The following is a 20,450-nucleotide window of genomic DNA, read 5'->3' as shown; positions in this document are numbered from 1 at the left end:
CCATTGTGAATACAGTTGCGCTTAAATTTTATACGATGAATATAAAGGATAAGAATCGTGACCATTGTTCGAAGGCAGGGAGCGTTATGTCCACGTAATTTCATACTTTTTTGACATGAATCTGGGTATACTCGCTGCACTGCTTTTTTACGATTTCAACGACATGAATTATTTGTTTACTTTCTTAAAAGGTTTAGCGATGGGCGCCGCCGACGTGGTGCCAGGTGTCTCTGGTGGCACAATCGCGTTTATTACGGGTATCTATGACACCTTGCTCGAAAGCATTCGTCGCATTAACCCTAGCGTGATAAAAATCTGGCGTGCAGAAGGCTTTAAGGCGGCGTTTAACCACATTAACGGCTTTTTCTTAATCGCTTTATTTGGTGGCGTACTGACCAGTATCGCAACACTTGCCAAATTGATCACTTGGCTTTTGGCCAATCACCCTATTCCAATTTGGTCGTTTTTCTTTGGTCTCATCTTGGTATCGGTTTATCACATCCTCAAACAGGTTGAGAAAAAAGACCTCACTCGTTTCGCTCTGTTGTTTCTCGGCATCGCGTTTGCCTACAGCATTACCGTGCTTAAACCACTTCATTTAGAACCCACGTCCATCAATGTCTTGATTGCGGGGGCGATTGCGATTTGCGCGATGATTCTACCGGGTATTTCAGGCAGCTTTATTCTGCTGCTCATTGGCATGTACGCGCCGGTTCTTGGCGCTGTTAAAAGCTTCCAAGTTGACATTCTGGCACTGTTCTTAGTGGGCTGTGTAACAGGCCTGCTGACGTTCTCTCACGTGTTGTCATGGCTGCTACGCAAGTTCCGCGATTTCACTCTGATGTTCTTAACGGGATTGATGATCGGCACACTGCCGAAAATCTGGCCTTGGAAAGAGACCATTAGCTGGCGTTTGAATTCTAAAGGTGAGCAAGTGCCATTAGTGCAACACAACCTGTCGCCTTTTGAGTTCGAAGCGCTGACCTCGCAACCTTCGCAATGGGTGATGGCGATTGTTATGGCGCTGGTCGCCATTGCTTTGGTGCTGGGTTTAGAGAAGTTTGCCGAAGCCAACGCAAAATAACCCCAACCTAAATCAGTTCAAAGCGGAGAATCCTCTCCGCTTTTTTATTGCTAACGCACAATTTTCAACGGCTGTCGCAGTGTTTCAAATGGAATGTGGTAGGATCGCCTCACGCTTCTTCCAGCTTCAAAAATAATGAACAACATACTGAAAATTATCGCGTTTATCGTCGCTCTCTCAGGCGGATTCTTTGCCAAAGACATCGTACAGCTGTTTTCATCCGACACAACCGCTGTGGCTCAATCTGCGCCTCGGTTAGAGGATTATTGCATGCTCTCAACCCAAGCTTGCACGCAGCAAGCGGTAAGCATGACGTTAAGCAACGATACCGCGCAACCGCTGATTGCCAGTGAAATCACGGTGGAATGGCCTTCGACAAGCGGTGAGCAACTTATGCTGAGTCTGCGCGGGCTAGAAATGGAAATGGGCACGCCAAAGTTTATCTTAAAGCAAACCTCACCCGGTCTTTTTCGCGGTGAAGTGATTCTGCCCGTTTGCACCACCGACGCCATGACGTGGTTAGGCGAGCTTACCGACGGTACTACCACGGTTTACCCTGCAATAAGGATGCAACGATGAGTAAAAATTGGTCTCTCTTTCTGGTGGTCGCTTTTGTGCTTGGATTTGCACTCAAAAGCTATTTGGATCTGCAAGGTAAAGTGGAAAACGAAGCCACACCACCAACTCACTCAGCAGCCATGCTCTATGGGCAAGATGAGCAAGCGGTGAACATTTTTGACACGGAAGATACGCGCATCCGTGTGGTCTATTTTGGTTTTACGCGCTGCCCAGATGTGTGCCCGACGTCTTTGGCGATGCTCTCTGGCGCTTTGAACGAGTTGGACGATGCCACCAAGGCGAAACTGCGCCCTCTGTTTATTTCGCTCGATCCAGAGCGTGATGACGCGAAGCTTTCTGCGCAGTACGCCCACTATTTCCACCCAATGATTGAAGGGCTCTCTTCTTCACTGGACGTCACCACGGAACTGGCCAAACGCTACGGGGTCATTTTCCGCAAAACAGAACTAAAAGACTCAGAGTTGAAGTACACGCTCGATCACAGCTCTTACTTCTACTTTTTGCAGCCCGATGGCACCTTGATCACCAAAGTGCCACACACCTTAACTCCCGCTCCGATTGTGGAAGCAATAAAAACGATAACCCAAGGAAATTAGGATGAAACTTAAAGCTCTCGCGCTTGCCGCACTACTTGTCAGCCCGTTGGTTAGCGCCAAAATGGATCTCATGGCTCACCACCCTTATGCCCGAGCGATGGCCCCAGGTGCCGTGAACAGTGCGGTCTTTGTTGAACTGATGAACCGTAGTGACAACGTGCGCACGATTGTTGCCGCAGAAACGCCAGCAGCAGGCAAAGTGGAACTGCATGACGTCATCAAAGAAGGCGATGTGATGAAGATGCGTCAAGTTGATTCGATTGAGATCCCAGCGAAAGGCAAGACCGTGCTCAAACCGGGCAGCCTCCACATCATGCTGTTTGATCTCAAAGCGCCATTGAATGAAGGCGAGCAGATCGATGTCACGGTGACTTTCGCCAACGGTGAAAAGATGACCTTCCAAGCGCCGGTAAAAAAAGTAATGAAAGGCATGCAGCACTCAGGCCACTAAGTCCTTGGCAACTGACAGCAAAATGCAAAAAAGGAGCAACTCAGTTTGCTCCTTTTCTTTATGCAACGTATACTCATGCGGTTTCTATGACTGACTGGAGGAATTCTGATGATTGTAACAAACCAAACTCAAAGGGCATGGTTGGGTTAACGGAAAGTCCGTTTTCAATTCTATTATCGCATTACGCGACTTCTCCCTTCCCTTCTCAATTTGCCCGGTCAAACCGGGGTGATTCTATTTGATTTACGAATGAAACCCTGAAGCTATTACTTAGTGGGTGCTTTTGCGCACCGGGAAAATTCGCAATGAACAACACAATGACGTCTTCTCAGCCTTACACTTTGACTCAACTAGGCTGGAAACCATTTTTTCAACAACAACTGACGCTTGAAGATTACGAAAATACGCAGATCTGCCGTATCGTTGCTCATCATCGCAGTGGTTATCAGCTTTGCAGTGAACAAGGGCGCTTTCACCTTGCTATTCACCATGCACAACCGAAAATGACGGTTGGCGATTGGGTTTTGCTTGATGAGCAGCAACAGTTTAAACGTCTACTTGAACGCCAAAGCGAACTGAGTCGCAAAGCGGCTGGCAGCAAAATCGCGGAGCAGTTGATCGCCACCAATGTCGATACACTGTTTATCGTCTGCTCGCTCAATGATGACTTTAACCTCAGCCGTATTGAGCGTTATCTGAGCATTGCAAAAGAAGCGCACATCGAGCCTGTGGTGGTGCTCACCAAAGCCGATTTATCTCCGCAGGCTGAGCAAAACATTACGCAGGTTCAGCAGCTCAGTGCAACATTATGGGTAGAGGCGGTAAATGCGCTCGATCCAGCTAGCGTCTCGGCATTACAACCTTGGTGTGCCAAAGGCAGAACGGTGGCATTTATTGGTTCTTCTGGTGTGGGTAAATCGACACTCACCAATACCTTACTTGGTGAAGAAACCCAACAAACGGGTGGAATTCGTGAAGATGACAGCAAAGGCCGCCACACCACCACGGCACGCTCTGTTCATATGATCCCTGATGGTGCATTGATCATCGATACACCGGGAATGCGTGAACTGCAACTTGCCGATTGTAGTGAAGGCGTCAGCGAGACCTTTGCTGAGATCGAAACGCTCGCACAACACTGTCGCTTTAAAGATTGTCAGCATCAGCAAGAGCCAGGATGCGCAGTTCAACAAGCGATTGACAATGGCACGTTAGAAGCCCGACGTTTACAAAACTACTTTAAGCTGCAACGAGAACAGGCCTACAACGCTTCAACGTTTGCAGAGCAAAGGAGCCGAATGAAGCAATTTGGCAAAATGTGTCGTCATATTCAAAGTGACAAGCAAAAACTCAAAACCACCTATTAACCTCAACGGTTAGTAACTTTTTCATAACCAAAGTGGGCATTCATTCACTTTGGTTATGCTTTCTTCTTACCAATCATTAGGCCAAATTCACCATAACTCAACATTTTTAACCATGCATCACAACATTGAACAAACAATAACCCCAAAAACAAACTAAAACTAGACACAAAATATTACCAAGCTACTATATGTTCCATTCAGCATAAAAATGGCTGAATTTTTATTAGTTCTATAAAACGATTATTCAAATAACCATAATTCTGATAAATGCAGGAATGAAGTATGCAACATAACAGTCTTATCGCCCGATTTGCCCGAGGCAATCTGGTGATCCAAATTTTAGTCGGTATCATCCTCGGTATCTCGCTCGCGTTGGTTTCACCAAGCTCAGCGGAAAGTGTCGGTATGCTAGGCAGTTTGTTTGTCGGCGCACTGAAAGCGATCGCCCCTATTCTTGTGTTCATTTTGGTCGCCGCGTCTATCGCTAATCAAAAGAAAAACCAACACACCCATATGCGTCCTATCATTGTGATGTACCTAGCGGGCACCTTCTTTGCAGCTCTAACAGCCGTTGTTTTGAGCTTCATGTTCCCGACGACATTAACCTTGGTCACTGGCGCTGAAGGGGCAAATCCTCCTCAAGGCATTATGGAAGTGATCAAAACCTTGCTGTTCAAGTTGGTTGATAACCCAGTTAATGCACTAATGAGCGCGAACTACATTGGTATTTTGGCATGGGGTGTCGGCCTTGGTTTGGCACTTCACCACGCATCAGACACCACCAAAGCGGTATTTGAAGACCTGAGCCACAGTGTTTCTCACATCGTGCGCTTCATCATTCGTCTTGCGCCATTTGGTATCTTTGGCTTAGTGGCGTCTACATTCGCTACTACAGGTTTCGATGCCTTAGCTGGCTACGCTCACCTATTGGTGGTACTGCTGAGCGCCATGGCGATCATTGCGTTGATCGTTAACCCTGCTATGGTTTACGTGAAAACCAAACAAAACCCATATCCATTGGTATTCCAATGCCTACGTGAAAGTGGTGTAACGGCCTTCTTCACCCGTTCGAGCGCGGCAAACATCCCTGTGAACATGGCATTGTGTGAAAAACTAAAACTAGACGAAGATACGTACTCTGTGTCTATCCCACTGGGTGCAACCATCAATATGGCGGGTGCGGCCATTACCATCACCACGCTGACGCTGGCTGCAGTTCATACCATGGGTATCGAAGTAGACTTGATGACAGCGCTACTACTGAGCGTGGTTGCAGCCGTTTCTGCTTGTGGTGCATCTGGTGTTGCTGGCGGTTCTCTGCTCCTGATCCCACTTGCGTGTGGCCTGTTTGGTATTTCAAACGACATCGCGATGCAAGTGGTCGCGGTTGGCTTCATCATCGGTGTGATTCAAGATTCTGCTGAAACGGCGCTAAACAGCTCAACGGACGTGGTATTTACTGCCGCAGTCTGTGAGTCAGAAGCACAGAAAGCAAAAGGTTAATCTTGCCTCACCATTAGTCTCAATAAAAAGGAGCCTTAGATGGCTCCTTTTTCTATTCAACCGTTTTTAACGTCACTTCTTCCAGCGGAAAGTGCTTGCTAGGCTCAACGAACTCTTGCTGTGCTGCGATGGTTTGCAGCTCCCACTCACCGGCTTGGTGAGTCGCATTCAATACACCATAGCAAGCATCATGGCAATGCTGGAACGCTTGTTTTGGTGTCCAACCTTTCAATAGGCCCGCAGTGAAAATCGCCGAAATCAAATCACCTGCGCCAACGGGTGCTTTAGCAAATTCGAAATGAGGGCGCTTCGCTAAATAAGTGCCTTCTTGCGTGGCCAACAACATGTTGAAGCTCTCGTCAGACAGGCAGTATAAATGTTTCACCAACACCACTTTAGGGCCTTTTGCTAGTGCACGCTGGCAAGCGATGATCGCGTCATCGAGAGTGTGGATTTCCATTTCGGCAAATTGGCTAAGCTCGAACTGGTTAGGCACAATCACGTCCGCCATTGGCATGAGACGGTTTAACAAGTTTTCCGCAATCCCCGGGGCGACAATACAGCCTTTGTCTGGCGCGCCCATCACTGGGTCACAGACGTAAAGCGCGTCAGGATTCGCTTGTTTAACTTTAGTAACCGTATCTTCCACGGCCAGACATTGCTCAGCACTGCCTTGGTAGCCCGTCAGTACCGCTTGGCACTTCTCTAGTGCGCCAATATTGTTCAGGCCACGAACCAGTTCGCTGATGTCATCAGCCGAAAACGCACGCCCTGTCCAACCTTCTTGGTACTGGGTGTGGTTAGAAAATTGAACCGTGTGGATCGGCCACACTTCAAAGCCCATGCGTTGCATTGGGAAGACTGCACTGCTGTTACCGGCATGGCCATAAGCAACGTGTGACTGGATGGAGAGGATACCTCGCATAGTACCAAACCTCTTCTTGTTGTTATCAATAGTTCAAAGACAGCGGCAAGCGCTCAATTTACGAAACCAGTAGTGTATTCGACAAACCAAGATTCTCGAACTCAATTCTGAAGCGAATGGGCTGAGAGTTGGTCATCCATACCTGACTCTTGATTTCTCTCTGTCTTTTCAAGCGGGAGGGCAAACACTCATCAACTCGCTCAAGCAACTACAAAGGTATCGGCGTCGAGTGTAACAGCCGCTTGAGGGATTGGCGTCTGCTAATTGTTGAAAATCAGTTTTCACCGTGTTGTAAATAGTCACGTATAAAATGAAAAAAAACGAGCCTTCCACATTAAGTTGGGGAAGGCTCTTTCTCGATGATGTTTAATTGGCTAAAGGTTCATGCTTGGCCGCGATCAAGCCATAAGCACTCCAACCTAAGAAGGTAACGATTGAACCCCACATCATGGCTTCGTAGCCAGAGCCGTACAATGCGTAGAAGCTGTATAGAGAACCGACTAGCGCAATGATATTCGTTGTCTTCATTTCGCGCTCAGGCACGTGCGCCACTTGCTGCATGATGAAGATTGCGCCCATACAGAGAATGTAAGGAATCACGTTGGTTACTACCGCGAGGTTCACCAGCGCTTCAAATTGCTCGTTTAATGTGGGTGAGATGGTCATTAAAGACAACACCGATTGGATAACCGTAATGGCCACCATCCCTTTGATGGGGGTGCCGCGTTTATCAACTTCAGAGAACAATTTCGGGAAGAAGCCAGCATCCGAAGAGGATTTGAATACCGACGCAATGGTGAACTGCCAACCCAGTAGTGAACCGGCACAAGCGAGTACCGCCATGCCCGCGACCATTTTACCGGCGGTTGAGCCTAGCATCACTGTCCATACTGTTGAGAATGGCGCGGTAGAGGCCGCAAGATCAGCATTCGCAACAATGCCCGAACAGATGTTGGTTGAAACAATGTAAACCACCGCCGCAATCAAGGTGCCGCCCAATACTGCAATCGGCACGTTCTTTTCTGGGTTGTCCACCGCATCGGAGTTGGCGCAAGCCGATTCCAAACCTAAGAACGCCCAAAGAGTCATCGCAATGGATGCGCTCACCGCTTCACCAAATGGCAGATGATGTGGGTTCCACGCTTCTACGTACATGGTTGGGTTAAACCAGAACCAACCCACAATTCCCAAAGAACACACAGGAAGGATAACGCCCCAAACCGTAAACGAGCCGATTTGACCCGTGATCTTCGCACCACCAAAGTTAGCGAAGGTACAAATCCAAAGGATCGCGATGGTGTACAGACAGGTCTCTACTGGCGACAAAGTCACTTCGAAGAAAGCTGAACCATAACCGACACAAGTAATCGCAATCGCAATGTTGGCAATCAACAATGACAAGCCGTAGGTCCAACCCGCCATAAACGCACCCGATTTACCAAACGCGTACGAGGCATAACCGTTCATCCCACCGTCACGTTTGCTAAAGCGACCACACTTTGCAAATACATAAGCAAGAGCCAATGAGCCCGCCGCGGTGATCAGCCAAGATAGAATCGAAATCGTGCCCACTTGCGCCAACTTACTTGGTAGCATAATGATGCCCGAGCCAGCCATGTTGATGAAGGTCAGAATGGTTAGCTGCACCACCGACATTTTTTTGGTTTCAGTACTCATAAATTATTCTCCACGAATAAACGGTTCGCACCGCGACAACCAAGTCACGATGCGAACGGGGTAGATTAATCTTTAAGGGCGTAGCAATGGGCGGTGGTACGGCCATTGACGTCTTCTAGGTACACACCTTGAATCTCTGGTGCGAAGCCTGGGAATCGGTTGATGCCTTCTTCTAGAGATAAGAAGTAATCGACCACTTGTTGCGTCCAGATTTCGCCTGTGATCACACAGATAATGCCTGGAGGGTAAGGAAGCGCACCTTCTGCTGCGACACGACCTACCGCTTCTTTCAGCGGCAAGTAATCACACTCGCCGCGGAAGTATTTGCGTGTTGCCACATCCGGTTTGTGCACCATGGTTGGGAAGTACTCGCTACGGAACATCGCTTTTTGTAGCTGTTTCACGTTCAGCTCTTTGTACATGTCATGCATTTCCTGACAGAGCTGACGAATGGTGTAGCCGCGGTAGCGTTCTTTGTTCGCTTCGTAAACGCGAGGCAGCACAATGTTTAGCGGCGCATCATCACGAATGAATTTTTCGAAGCGGTTAATTTGCGCCACAAGATGACGGATCTTACCCATGTCCTCTGCTGGAGTGAGCAAGAACAAGATAGAGTTCAAGTCACACTTCTCAGGGATGATGCCGTTCTCACGTAGGAAGTTCGCCAATAGCGTGGCAGGAATACCAAAGTCTGCGTAGCTACCATCTTCAGCAATACCGGCTGTGGTGAGTAGCAATTTACATGGGTCAACGAAGTACTGACCTTCACCGTAACCTTCGAATTTGTGCCAGCTTGCGTTTGGCTCAAACATGAAGAATTTCTTATTGGTGGCGATGACATCCGTGTCGTAGCTGCCCCATGGCTGACCGTCAACTTGGTCTGGAATGAACGGACGGATCAGCTCACAACTTTTGAGGATTTCTTTACGCGCTTCGATACCTGTCTTCACCGCATCACGCCATAGGCGCAGACCCGCTTCACCATCGTGGATCTTCGCGTTCACATCCAATGCGGAGAACAGTGCGTAGAAAGGTGAGGTTGACGCGTGCATCATAAACGCGTTGTTGAAGCGTTTGTGGTTGCAGTAGCGAGCCTGACCTTTGATGTGGTGGTCTTTTTTGTGGATTTGCGAGGTTTGAGAAAAGCCAGCTTGTTGCTTGTGAACAGACTGAGTCACGATCACACCCGCATCTTCTGGTTTCAGATCCAGTAGCAATGGAGAACAGTCTTTCATCATCGGAATGAACTGCTCGTAACCCACCCATGCTGAGTCAAATAGGATGTAGTCACACAGATGACCAATCTTATCCATCACGTAGCGTGCGTTGTAGATGGTACCGTCGTAAGTGCCCAATTGGATGATCGCAAGACGGAATGGACGCGCATCACGCGCACGTTCGGGTGATACTTTGGCGATTTGGGCACGGATGTATTCTTCATCAAAACAGTGCTCATCCATGCCACCAATAAAGCCCCAAGGGTTACGCGCCGTTTCTAGGTAAACTGGCATACCGCCCGCTTGGATTAATGCGCCGTGGTGGTTTGATTTGTGGTTGTTACGGTCAAACATCACCAAGTCACCCTCGGTCACTAACGCGTTACAAACCACTTTGTTTGAAGCCGAAGTGCCGTTGAGTACGAAGTAAGTTTTGTCTGAGTTGAACACTTTTGCTGCGTGCGCTTGAGCTTGGTGGGCAGAGCCTTCGTGGATCAACAAGTCACCTAAATCTACGTCCGCGTTACACAAGTCACTACGGAATAGGTTTTCACCGAAGAAATCGTAGAACTGTTTACCTGCTGGGTGTTTTTTGAAGAACTGACCGCCTTGGTGTCCTGGACAGTCGAATGCAGAGTTGCCCATTTCCACGTAGTGCGTCAGTTGTTTGAAGAAAGGCGGCAATAGGCGGCATTCGTATTTGGTTACCGCTTCATTGATTTGGCGACAGTAGTATTCAATGGATTGTCTTTCTAAATCGATAACGCCGGTTAACCATACGTAATCTTCGGCTGACACTGGGTTTTCATCTGTGACCAAGAAAACAGGAATGCCATAACCCGTTTCAGAAATCACTTTGTGTAGACCAGCCTTAATATCTGCCGACGTAATAATGGCAGCACCAACATCGGTTAATTCTACTTGCTCTAAAGGATGAAGATGACGATTAAATTGTTCATCTAAAGATTCAGCTAATAAACTAAAATCTTCTGGCATGTAATTACTAACACCAATAACTAAACGCTTCATTTTAAATATCTCTTATTTGTTCTTTAAAAACGACAAGCACAGATATTACAAATGGAATTTAGATTTAAAATTTAAAAAACAAATTTCGTGACTATTCGTTCATAATTAAAAACCTTATTTAATCGAAATAAAATTTCGCGATCTTTATCACTTTCCTTTCTATAAGCCAATGATATTGGATTGAGACTAAATTTGAATTCAGATAAGAAATTCTGTGACCAAACCAGTGACAAATAGAAATAGAATTAAAAGAAAATAAAATTTTGCGATTTTCATCACTCTATATTGTTTGTATTTGATTTATTAGCGATAAATAAAAACATATCATTTAACATTTTATAAACCACAAACAAAAAAGCCATCAACATTTCTGCTAATGGCTTTTCATTTATTGTAGGGAAAAGAAACAAAATCAGTTAAATAGATGACTATCCAGCTTAACGCCATTGTTCGACCACTGTAGATACCGTTTCACTGCTATGCCCGATGAGTACATCGTATGCTTGCAGTCCATACATTCAACAAAGTACAACCCACTCACGCCTGCCATAACGTGCAACCGACGGCTATCGCAACGCTTACAAGACAACCTTTGAACCTTGTTATTGGTGTCTATACGGCGAGCAAAATTCAGTGTTTCATGGGAGCATAACGCTTCCATGGCACTCTCCTTAAAAGGATGTTCACTGAGTAGATAATTGATGGCGTAGTCGTAAACAGGGGGAATTGAAGATTTTCCACTCTCTATATTGGTTATTTTGGCAACAGAGACTCCCAACAAAGAGGCAAATTCCACTTTGCTGTACTCCAAGATAAACCGAGAAGAGATGAACTTATCTGCACTTATAATTCTCAACATACACAAATCTCTAATAATAATAAACCGAGTACGTTGTACTCTGTTCATTGTTGAAACATGCAATAAAAGTCACTTCCAATTGTATTTATTCGAACAGTATGTTCTATTTGTTTTTTATTATCATGCTACTAATTGATTTTAAAATCAACAAGCACAATTTAATACAATCATTATTTACATTAAACATGATTAAATATTTTCACTTATACAAATAAAGAAAAACCATAGAATGGTTAAATACTTCCACTTATTGAGCATTAAACATTGCATTTTATAAAGAGGGAATCCCCCCCTTTTTACATAGTTTTCACCATCATCAATCACTCGTAACCAATGCTGTTGACGATGCGAATAAATAACCAGCAAACTCGTCAAAAAATGGCGTGCTATTGTCTGCCAGCATTCAGCAACCATAGCCATCTGTATCGCTCCCATGCAACCATCATGAACCATTCAGCCGCATCCAATCTGCCCCCATGCGGCGCATTTCCTCAATAACAGACTGTAAGCGCTTTTTGGTGATTACGTTGATCTTAATTTTCAATAAAAAACAACTCGGATAAAAATCGTGAACTGCTCCGCATTGAGCGGAGAGGGTGACTTAACTTCCGGCACGTCTTCCTCCGTGCATCGCTCACAAAATCGCCTCATCCTCCCCCTTTCTACGCCCTAAATTTGTGCATCATTTCACGCCTTCTCCTTCTACCATTCGTGATCCCCATACCTGCATTGCGTTATTTATCAATAACAAAAATCTTTGCTGAGTTTTCTCACATTTTGCTGGCAAACGAAATTCATAGCATATCTGGGCTTTTTTATAATTACGCATATGGATATAGAACGTGAACAAACAACCTCTCAAACTCTCAGTGGTGGCGAAAGCCATCATGCCGCTTATGGCAACCTCTTTACTCATTGGCTGTAACTCTTCTAACGATGGCGAGACGGCGAACCCACAACCAGACACTGGCAAAGTGGCTCGTGTCTATTTCAAAGCGAGCGAAACTGCAACTCGAGCAGCCGCTGACAGCAGCGCTTACGACCAAGCGAGCTTATACGTTTGGAACAACGACACCTGTGGCGGCTACGCCGAAACCGATGAAGGCCATGATGATTGGGGCACAGGTATTAAACCCACTGGCGTGGACGATAAGTTTGGTGCCTACTGGGATCTGCAAGTGCGCAGCGAAGCGACCCAGTGCATCAACTTTATTCCTCGTGTAGATGGGGCAAAACCCCTTGGCGATTTTGATGCCAAACTCGATCTGACCCAAACAGGCAAAAATAACGCCGTCTACACCCAACAAGGTGTGGCCGCCGTTTACCCAGAGCTGATCTCAACTTCTGACATCCCGGCCAACACGGCACGCGTTTACATGAACACGCCAGATGGCGATGAAGGCCACTTCACCTTACACGTTTGGAACAACGACACCTGTGGCGCTTTTGATGGCAACGACACTTCATGGCCAGGTATGGAACCCACAGGCTTTAGTGATGTGTACGGACCCTATTGGGATCTGCCAGTGAAAGGCGCAGAGGGTTGCATCAACATCATCCCAAACAACAAATCCAACGGCGACTACCAAACTTCAGACCTTAAGTTTGAGTTTGATAAAACCACCGCGATTGGCAATGTCGCGTTTGTATTTAAAGGCACCAACAAGGTGTACTACACCGCATTGGCACAAAAGCCTGTGGCACAAGTTGAACTGGCGGGCGCGAGCGCGATTTTTGCCGATGACAGCGTAATTCTGGTCAACGCCAAAGACGCTACCAGCGTCACACTCTACTACTCTGAAAGCGGTGAACTGGCCTTCGATAGCGCCAGCAAAAAAGTCACGGGTGCAACCAAACAAATCACTTCAAGCAAAGCGGCGAGCAGCGATTGGAACAAAACCAAGCCACATCTGAGCAACGATTTTATTGGTTTTGAAATGGACTTTAGTGGCGAAGGTAACGCGCTGAAAGATCTGCTGAAAGGTCAATTGATCTTGGTGGCCAGCGATGCGACAGGCGTTATTAAAGCAACCGAAGTCCAACCTGCCAGCGCGTTGGATGCACTCTACGCCGCGGCCGCGACCAAGCTCAGTTATGGCGCGGTGATCAACCCAGACAGCACCACCACATTCCGCCTTTGGGCACCAACGGCGCAGAGCGTCAAGCTGGTCCCGTACAATGCTGAAAAGCAAGCGCAAACCGCCGTTGCAATGACATTTGATGCCACCAGCGGTGCCTGGGTAGCAGAACACACCGCACTCAAACACGGTGATTTCTACCGCTACGAAGTCACGGTTTACCACCCAGCCACAGACAAGGTCGAAACCTACCAAGTGACCGACCCCTATTCCTTGAGCCTCTCGATGAACTCGGAATACAGCCAAGTGGTGGATTTGGCCAACGCGGAGCTCAAGCCGTCTGGATGGGATGCCCTTGCTGCACCACACAACCAAGCAAACCCAGCCGAGTTTGTCTTGTATGAAGCGCACATTCGTGACTTCTCTGCACTGGATGACTCAACGGCCGAAGCCAATCGTGGTAAGTACAAAGCGTTTACTCAAGCGGGCACAGCGCCTGTCGAGCATCTCAAAAAACTGGCTCAATCGGGCGTCACGCACTTACATCTACTGCCAACCTTTGATATTGCGACCATCAATGAAGATCCAACCAAAGTGGCGAACATTAATCAGCCCTTTGCTAAGTTGTGTGAACTGGATGCAAGCGTGAAAAACGATGCCGATTTCGGCAACTACTGCGACAGCAATGAAACGCTGAGCACAGTGTTTGAAACACTGGCGAAAAAAGACAGCAAAGAGAGCGCGGTGGTGCAACGTTTGAACAGCCATGTGCGCAACCTCGACTCATTTAACTGGGGTTACGATCCATTCCACTACACGGTGCCAGAAGGTTCTTATTCATCGGATGCTGAAGGCATGGTAAGAATCAAAGAGTTCCGTGAAATGGTGATGTCGGTGAAAAAAGAGATCGGCATGAACGTGGTGATGGATGTGGTCTACAACCACACCAACGAATCAGGGGTGTCGTCCAAATCGGTCTTGGATCGCATTGTGCCTTGGTACTACCAACGCCTGAACGAGTTCTCGGGTGCGGTGGAGCAATCGACCTGTTGTTCTAACACGGCGCCGGAAAACCAGATGTTTGCCAAGCTGATTGACGATTCCATTAGCACTTGGGTGAAAGAGTACAAGATCGATGCGTTCCGCTGGGATTTGATGGGCCATCATCCACTGGCGCAAATGCAGCAAACCTTGGCTGCTGCTAAAGCCGTCGATCCAAATGTCTACTTCTACGGTGAAGGTTGGAACTTCGGTGAAGTGGGTAACGATCGCATGTTCAAACAAGCCACTCAGTTGAACCTTGCGGGTACGGGCATTGGTTCGTTCTCGGATCGTCTTCGTGATGCGGTGCGCGGAGGTGGCCCATTCGACAGCCAAGATTCGCTTCGCTCAAATCAAGGCTTTGGTAACGGCATCTACGTTCAAGTGAATGATAAGAACGAGCAAAACGCCGCGCTGAAGACAACCGCGCTACACCTTGCCGATCTGACTCGTTTGGGCATGGCGGGCAACTTAAAAGCCTTCCCATTCACCGATAGCAAAGGCAAAGCGATCACTGGTGCTGAGTTGGATTACAACGGCCAACCCGCAGGTTACGCGCAAGATGCGTGGGAAATCCAGAACTACGTCTCCAAACATGACAACCAAACCCTGTGGGACAACAACCAGTACAAGATTGCCTATGCGACCACGGCCGCAGAGCGCACACGTATGCAAGCGGTTGGTTTGTCTACCGCGATGCTAGGCCAAGGCGTGCCATTTATCCATATGGGTAGTGAGCTGCTGCGTTCTAAATCGATGCAGCGCGACTCGTATGACTCAGGTGATTGGTACAACCGCGTTGACTTCACTAAGCAAGACAACAACTGGAATGTTGGCCTGCCACGCGAAGACAAAGACGGCAGTAACTGGGCGATCATCGATGCCGTGATCACTGGCTCAAGCGATCGCGCTATGCCAAGTGCCACAGACATCGATAACATGGACAAGTTCTTTAACGAACTGGCCGCGCTACGTGCTTCTTCTGGCCTGTTTACCCTAGGTAAAGGCAGCGAAATCATCAAACGCGTTGCGTTCCACAACACAGGTGCAGAACAAACGCCTGGCCTCATCGTGATGAGCATCGATAACAGCGGTGATAAACACGATGCAACCATTGATGCAACACGTGATGGCGTGGTGATTGTGGTGAACGCGTCACCAACCATGGTCAGTGACTTTGCCAAGTTTGATGCAACGGGCTACACGCTCCATTCAGTGCAAACCAATGCGGGCAATGATTCTCTGGCGAAGAACCAAGATAAGGCGGCTCAAGTCGTGAATGGCAAACTCACGGTTCCAGCTTGGTCTGTCGCGGTCTTTGAGAAGCTGCGTTAAGTTTCTATTAGTAGAAAACACAACCAGTAAGAAAAGACAACGCCCGCATCATGCGGGCGTTTGTTTAGGATTTGTGTTGGGAGGAAAACAGGTCTTGAGTGAAATCGAGCTCGCTGCTAGCAGAGGAATCAGCACCGGCACTTGGTGGCTGAGGCTCTTGGTTAATGGTGTCAGCCAGCAGCCCCTCATCTATTTCGTCAAACACTAATGGCTCATCACTGCGATCCAAATTAGCCTCAAGCGGAGGGAAATAACTCGGGCGCTTATACACTTTATTGAGCGCTTTAATGATGGCGTGCTTACCCACTTTGCCCGCTTCAAGCTTTTTCAACAAAGGTTTTGCCACCGCTTGCAAACCAACAACAATATCGACCCCAATTTTCGTCGCCACTTGATCACGCATTGCGCGCGCTTTCTCATAACCAAAATGAGACGCCAAGAACAGCCACACGTAAGCCAACGCATTGCCGGTTTTGCCATAATCACGCCAAGCTTCACCCGCGTGAAACATGGCTTCGGCGCTGCCTCTTTCGGCTGCGCGTTCAAGCCAATAGGTACCTTTGGCATGATCCGTCTTGGTTCCAACCCCCGCCAAATAACTGAGGCCAAGGTGAATTTGCCCATCAACACTGCCTTTGCTTGCCGCTTTGTGATACCACTGGTAGGCATTATCGTTTGAGCGCTCGGGATTCTCACCCGATTGGCTCCACTCTCCCATAAACAGCATCGCATCCAAGTTACCTTGAACCGCCGCTTCTTCAATTAAGCGATAGCCTTTGGGTAAGTTTTTTTCAATGCCACGACCATGAACAAGAGCTTTGCCCGCTTCAAATTTCGCATCCAGACTGCCTTCCAGCCCTGCAATGGCCAAACGCCAGAAGTTCGCTTGTTCTTTGAGGATCAAGTCTTCACGCATGCGGTCACTCATGCGTACAATGCCATACATCGAGTTCACATTGTCTAAACGTGCCCCTTTGTTATACCAATAGAGCGCTTCTTTTAAATTGGTTCGCTCCGCTTCTTTGGCTAAAAACAGGATCGTCGGAATATGACCGCCTTCGGCCTTGAAAAGTCGTTCTTGTCTTTCTTGCTCTCGCGCTTTTTCGATTGCTTTGCGGTTGGCAATTTCCCTTGCTTTTCGCTCTTGTTCGAGTCGTTGCTTCCTTAACGATAAGGAGAACATCCAAACAAACACCAGCAGCAAAGACAGCCCCGTAGCACCAATGGCGACGGCCATCATACTCATAATGTCATTTCTTTATTGATCAGCTCACTCTGAGCCTAATTAAAACACGCTTCTTTCTAAGTTTAACGGCATATTTGTTAAATTCTTGAGCTAAGGTTACTTAAGTATACACATAGCCTCGGAGAATCCACTCTACGCCCCCAGCAAGGATGAGTTCAAGCCGTCACATATCCGTTAAGTTGCCCCAATAATAATGACCCTACAAACATGGGATAAAAGTGAAATGAAAAAACAAAAATTCACCGTTTACCAAGTCTTTACTCGTTTATTTGGCAACAAAGTTCAGCACAGCCGACCTTGGGGAAGCAAAGAGGAAAATGGCGTTGGCAAGTTCAGTGATTTTACTGACCTCGCACTCAAAGAAATTCGTCAACTTGGCATTAGCCACATTTGGTACACGGGCGTGCCGCACCATGCGTTGGTGGCGGATTATCAACACTATGGCATTGGCCACGATCATCCTGCCGTCGTAAAAGGGCGTGCCGGCTCGCCCTATGCCGTCAAAGATTACTACTCGGTGAATCCCGATTTGGCCGACAATCCGGCAGAACGATTGTCAGAGTTTGCCGCGTTAATTGAGCGTACCCATCGCCACGGCATGAAAGTGATCATCGATATCGTACCCAACCACGTTGCGCGCAAGTATCACGGATTAAATAACCCTGAAGGGGTGCGCGACTTTGGTGCTGACGACGACACCTCCATCGAATATCACCGAGACAACAACTTTTACTATATTCCAGGGCAAGCCTTTCAACTGCCTGACTTTCCAGCGCCCTTTACTCCACTCGGCGGTGAGGCGCACCCACAATTGCAGTGGCCTTACGAAGAATTCCCTGCCAAATGGACGGGCAACGGCTCGCGCTTAGCCAAACCTCAGTTTGATGATTGGTATGAAACGGTCAAAGTCAATTACGGCGTGCGACCCGATGGCAGCAAAGACTTTGCCGAATTGCCCGCGGATTTCGCACAGAAAACCGCAGCAGAGCACTTTGCCTATTGGCAGCAGCAAGACGTACCTGACTCGTGGAAGAAATTTCGCGACATCGCTCTGTATTGGCTCGAATTCGGCGTCGATGGTTTCCGTTACGACATGGCCGAGATGGTTCCTGTCGAGTTTTGGAGCTATCTCAACTCACACATCAAAATGCACAATCCTGATGCGTTTTTGATGGCCGAAGTGTATCAACCTCATCTATACCGCGATTACATTCACTTGGGCAAAATGGATTATCTGTACGACAAAGTGGATTTGTACGACGGACTCAAAGCGGTGATGCAAAACCGCGCTTCCACCGCCATCATCGGTGAGATCCAAGCGCAAATGATGGACATTGAGCACCACATGCTGCATTTCCTCGATAATCATGACGAGCAGCGCCTCGCCTCACCTCAGTTTGCTGGGGATGCGGAGTTTGGTCGCCCTGCAATGTTGGTCTCAGCTTTACTCAGTAGCTCACCCACCATGATTTATTTTGGTCAGGAAGTGGGCGAAGCAGGAGCGGAATTGGGCGGTTTTGGCCTGCCCAGCCGCACGTCGATTTTTGATTATGTGGGCGTGCCCGAACATCAAAAATGGATGAATGAAGGCCAGTTTGATGGCGGCCAACTGAGTGAAAAACAACGCGCACTGCGGGCGTTCTATGCACGTTTACTCAACTTCACCTTAACCCACTCGGCAATGAGCGGTGAGTATTACGATTTGTACCCCACCAACCAACAAGCATTGAGCCACTTCTGCCATCTTTTTGCTCGCTACGACCAACAACAATTGGTGCTGGCAGGCAGCAATTTCTCGGCCCACCATGAGAATGTCTGCCAAGTGGTGCTGCTTGAGGCGTTGATCGCGCAACTTGGGCTGGCGGACGGGCAATATACCTTAGTGGATAAACTCAGTGACCAATCCAGTCATCATGCCAGTGACACCCTGCAACTGAACGTCAATCACGGTCAAGGTCGAGCTTGGCTCACCCTGCCGCCTTTTGCCGCCAGCGCATGGGTACTTGAGCTATAACAGTGGAAAAAACCGCCATTAGAAAACACCCATAAAAACAGTTCTTGGGCTTGTTCACAGTTTGGCACTCTGGGGACAAGCCTCTTCCTTTCTTTCTGCACCTTGTGACCGCTTTACTCCGCACTGATATAAAAACTTTCTATATCACTGTTTGTGTTAACTATTTCTCTGCGGGTTCTGTCAGGAGTAATATTCCACTTAGAACATATTACGCGAGACAATAACAATGAAACCGATTATCAAAACACTTTCTGTTTGTACGCTTGCCACCTTAATGACGGCGCCAGTCATGGCGATGCAAGAAGGGGAAATCACCATCTGGATCAACGGCGACAAGAGCTACCAAGGCTTAGCCGAAATTGGTCGTCAATTTGAACAAGATACGGGCGTGAAAGTGATCGTCCAGCATCCTGAATCACTGGAAGCCAAATTCCAACAACACGCCGCCACGGGCGGTGGTCCAGACATCATTTTCTGGGCCCACGATCGTTTTGGTGGTTACGCCGAAGCGGGCCTGCTTTATGAAGTGAAACCCAGCAAAGAGTTCAAAGAAAAACTGGTCGATTTCAGCTGGGATGCCGTCACGGTTAACGGCAAAATTGTCGGTTACCCATTGGCCATTGAAGCCCCTTCTCTTATCTACAACAAAGACTTACTGCCTGAACCACCTAAAACATGGGAAGAGCTGCCACAGATCCAAAAGCAGATGCAAAAACAAGGTAAGCAAGCGATCATGTGGGACATCAAAAATGCCTACTTCACTTGGCCTGTCATCTCCTCTGGTGGCGCGTTTGCCTTTGAAAAAATCGACGGCGGATACAATGCCAAGAGTACAGGGGTAAACAACCAAGCAGGCATTCATGGCCTTCAATACCTGGTGGATATGGTCAACCAAGGCATCCTCAACCCTGATATGGATTACTCCGTTGCGGAAGCGGCTTTCACCAAAGGCGAAGCCGCGATGACCATCAACGGTCCTTGGTCTTGGGGGAACTTAGATAAACTCAACGTCAATTACGGTGTTGCTGTTCTGCCCACGCTTAACGGTGGCAAAGGCAACCCGTTCGTAGGCATTCTCAGTGCAGGCATTAACGCCGCTAGCCCAAATACCGATTTGGCGGTCGAGTTTTTGGAAAACTATCTATTCCAAGATGAGGCGCTAAAAATTATGAACAACGACAAACCACTTGGCGCTGTGACATTGAAATCGTTCCAAACCATCTTAGAAAGTGATGAGCGCATTAAATCCACTATGATTAATGCTGAGAATGGCGAAATCATGCCAAACATTCCACAGATGACGGCTTACTGGTTTGCCGAAGGCGCAGCCATTGACAACGCAATGCAAGGTAAGCAGAGCGTAAAAGACGCCCTCGACACGGCCGCGAAGCAAATCACCAAATAAAGATTTCATCGTATCCTTGGCACAGTTCGCTGTGCCTTTTTTCG

At 47.8% G+C, this 20,450-nt stretch carries 15 protein-coding genes; 9 read left to right on the top strand and 6 right to left on the bottom strand.

Annotation, left to right across the window (positions count from 1 at the left end):
- Positions 1 to 163 precede the first annotated feature (163 nt).
- The 6 genes from PQQ36_RS05955 (at position 164) to sstT (ending at position 5,580) form a co-directional block, all read left to right on the top strand.
- Positions 164 to 1,084 (top strand): DUF368 domain-containing protein, encoded by a 921-nt coding sequence (locus tag PQQ36_RS05955; protein WP_103270482.1) that lies wholly within the window; start codon positions 164 to 166, stop codon positions 1,082 to 1,084.
- 135 nt (positions 1,085 to 1,219) lie between these two features.
- Positions 1,220 to 1,663 carry a hypothetical protein gene (locus PQQ36_RS05950; RefSeq protein ID WP_044024003.1) on the top strand — a complete coding sequence of 148 codons (444 nt, stop codon included), beginning with the start codon at positions 1,220 to 1,222 and terminating at the stop codon, positions 1,661 to 1,663.
- Positions 1,660 to 2,259 (top strand): SCO family protein, encoded by a 600-nt coding sequence (locus tag PQQ36_RS05945; RefSeq protein WP_011082133.1) that lies wholly within the window; start codon positions 1,660 to 1,662, stop codon positions 2,257 to 2,259. The genes PQQ36_RS05950 and PQQ36_RS05945 overlap by 4 nt, the downstream gene beginning before the upstream one ends.
- Before the next feature lies 1 nt (position 2,260).
- A complete protein-coding gene (locus PQQ36_RS05940; RefSeq protein ID WP_011151499.1) occupies positions 2,261 to 2,710 on the top strand; it encodes a copper chaperone PCu(A)C in 450 nt (149 codons plus the stop codon).
- A 305-nt stretch (positions 2,711 to 3,015) separates the two neighbouring features.
- Complete coding sequence (gene rsgA / locus PQQ36_RS05935; protein WP_015727370.1) at positions 3,016 to 4,077, top strand: ribosome small subunit-dependent GTPase A; 1,062 nt, start codon at positions 3,016 to 3,018, stop codon at positions 4,075 to 4,077.
- Between the two features lie 282 nt (positions 4,078 to 4,359).
- Positions 4,360 to 5,580 (top strand): serine/threonine transporter SstT, encoded by a 1,221-nt coding sequence (gene sstT / locus PQQ36_RS05930; RefSeq protein ID WP_011151497.1) that lies wholly within the window; start codon positions 4,360 to 4,362, stop codon positions 5,578 to 5,580.
- Between the two features lie 52 nt (positions 5,581 to 5,632).
- Here sstT and pdxY read toward each other — a convergent pair whose 3' ends face one another.
- From pdxY to PQQ36_RS05905, 5 genes are all read right to left on the bottom strand, one after another.
- Complete coding sequence (gene pdxY / locus PQQ36_RS05925) at positions 5,633 to 6,505, bottom strand: pyridoxal kinase PdxY (RefSeq protein WP_273660561.1); 873 nt, start codon at positions 6,503 to 6,505, stop codon at positions 5,633 to 5,635.
- A 366-nt stretch (positions 6,506 to 6,871) separates the two neighbouring features.
- Entirely contained in the window at positions 6,872 to 8,182 is a 1,311-nt protein-coding gene (gene potE, locus PQQ36_RS05920) for a putrescine-ornithine antiporter (RefSeq protein WP_017421711.1), read from the bottom strand.
- Positions 8,183 to 8,247: 65 nt separating this feature from the next.
- Complete coding sequence (gene speF, locus PQQ36_RS05915) at positions 8,248 to 10,428, bottom strand: ornithine decarboxylase SpeF (RefSeq protein WP_011151494.1); 2,181 nt, start codon at positions 10,426 to 10,428, stop codon at positions 8,248 to 8,250.
- A 412-nt stretch (positions 10,429 to 10,840) separates the two neighbouring features.
- Positions 10,841 to 11,287, bottom strand: a complete 447-nt coding sequence (locus tag PQQ36_RS05910; RefSeq protein ID WP_273660559.1) for an XRE family transcriptional regulator — start codon at positions 11,285 to 11,287, stop codon at positions 10,841 to 10,843.
- A gap of 189 nt (positions 11,288 to 11,476) precedes the next feature.
- Positions 11,477 to 11,707 (bottom strand): hypothetical protein, encoded by a 231-nt coding sequence (locus PQQ36_RS05905; protein ID WP_015727366.1) that lies wholly within the window; start codon positions 11,705 to 11,707, stop codon positions 11,477 to 11,479.
- 422 nt (positions 11,708 to 12,129) lie between these two features.
- On the opposite strand from PQQ36_RS05905, the gene pulA reads away from it, so the two are divergent.
- A complete protein-coding gene (pulA, locus tag PQQ36_RS05900; protein WP_273660557.1) occupies positions 12,130 to 15,741 on the top strand; it encodes a pullulanase-type alpha-1,6-glucosidase in 3,612 nt (1,203 codons plus the stop codon).
- 64 nt (positions 15,742 to 15,805) lie between these two features.
- On the opposite strand, the gene PQQ36_RS05895 is transcribed toward pulA, so the two are convergent.
- Positions 15,806 to 16,987 (bottom strand): tetratricopeptide repeat protein, encoded by a 1,182-nt coding sequence (locus PQQ36_RS05895; RefSeq protein WP_040110376.1) that lies wholly within the window; start codon positions 16,985 to 16,987, stop codon positions 15,806 to 15,808.
- Positions 16,988 to 17,210: 223 nt separating this feature from the next.
- Between PQQ36_RS05895 and PQQ36_RS05890 the strand changes: the two genes are divergently transcribed.
- Both PQQ36_RS05890 and malE read left to right on the top strand, forming a co-directional pair.
- Positions 17,211 to 19,001, top strand: a complete 1,791-nt coding sequence (locus PQQ36_RS05890; RefSeq protein WP_225470556.1) for an alpha-amylase family protein — start codon at positions 17,211 to 17,213, stop codon at positions 18,999 to 19,001.
- Between the two features lie 226 nt (positions 19,002 to 19,227).
- A complete protein-coding gene (gene malE / locus PQQ36_RS05885) occupies positions 19,228 to 20,406 on the top strand; it encodes a maltose/maltodextrin ABC transporter substrate-binding protein MalE (RefSeq protein ID WP_011082122.1) in 1,179 nt (392 codons plus the stop codon).
- Positions 20,407 to 20,450 lie beyond the last annotated feature (44 nt).

The sequence above is a fragment of the Vibrio sp. CCUG 15886 genome (assembly GCF_028570825.1).
GTDB lineage: Bacteria > Pseudomonadota > Gammaproteobacteria > Enterobacterales > Vibrionaceae > Vibrio > Vibrio vulnificus_B.
Note: the sequence above shows the minus strand (reverse complement) of the source record. Positions and strands in the feature narration are given on the sequence as shown.

Excerpts from the sequence above, each read along its gene's own strand:
- PQQ36_RS05950 (WP_044024003.1), top strand. The coding sequence starts at position 1,220 with ATGAACAACATACTGAAAATTATCGCGTTTATCGTCGCTCTCTCAGGC.
- potE (WP_017421711.1), bottom strand. The coding sequence starts at position 8,182 with ATGAGTACTGAAACCAAAAAAATGTCGGTGGTGCAGCTAACCATTCTG.
- sstT (WP_011151497.1), top strand. The coding sequence starts at position 4,360 with ATGCAACATAACAGTCTTATCGCCCGATTTGCCCGAGGCAATCTGGTG.
- PQQ36_RS05895 (WP_040110376.1), bottom strand. The coding sequence starts at position 16,987 with ATGAGTATGATGGCCGTCGCCATTGGTGCTACGGGGCTGTCTTTGCTG.
- PQQ36_RS05890 (WP_225470556.1), top strand. The coding sequence starts at position 17,211 with ATGAAAAAACAAAAATTCACCGTTTACCAAGTCTTTACTCGTTTATTT.
- PQQ36_RS05955 (WP_103270482.1), top strand. The coding sequence starts at position 164 with ATGAATTATTTGTTTACTTTCTTAAAAGGTTTAGCGATGGGCGCCGCC.
- PQQ36_RS05910 (WP_273660559.1), bottom strand. The coding sequence starts at position 11,287 with ATGTTGAGAATTATAAGTGCAGATAAGTTCATCTCTTCTCGGTTTATC.
- rsgA (WP_015727370.1), top strand. The coding sequence starts at position 3,016 with ATGAACAACACAATGACGTCTTCTCAGCCTTACACTTTGACTCAACTA.
- speF (WP_011151494.1), bottom strand. The coding sequence starts at position 10,428 with ATGAAGCGTTTAGTTATTGGTGTTAGTAATTACATGCCAGAAGATTTT.
- pdxY (WP_273660561.1), bottom strand. The coding sequence starts at position 6,505 with ATGCGAGGTATCCTCTCCATCCAGTCACACGTTGCTTATGGCCATGCC.
- PQQ36_RS05905 (WP_015727366.1), bottom strand. The coding sequence starts at position 11,707 with ATGGCTATGGTTGCTGAATGCTGGCAGACAATAGCACGCCATTTTTTG.
- PQQ36_RS05945 (WP_011082133.1), top strand. The coding sequence starts at position 1,660 with ATGAGTAAAAATTGGTCTCTCTTTCTGGTGGTCGCTTTTGTGCTTGGA.
- malE (WP_011082122.1), top strand. The coding sequence starts at position 19,228 with ATGAAACCGATTATCAAAACACTTTCTGTTTGTACGCTTGCCACCTTA.
- PQQ36_RS05940 (WP_011151499.1), top strand. The coding sequence starts at position 2,261 with ATGAAACTTAAAGCTCTCGCGCTTGCCGCACTACTTGTCAGCCCGTTG.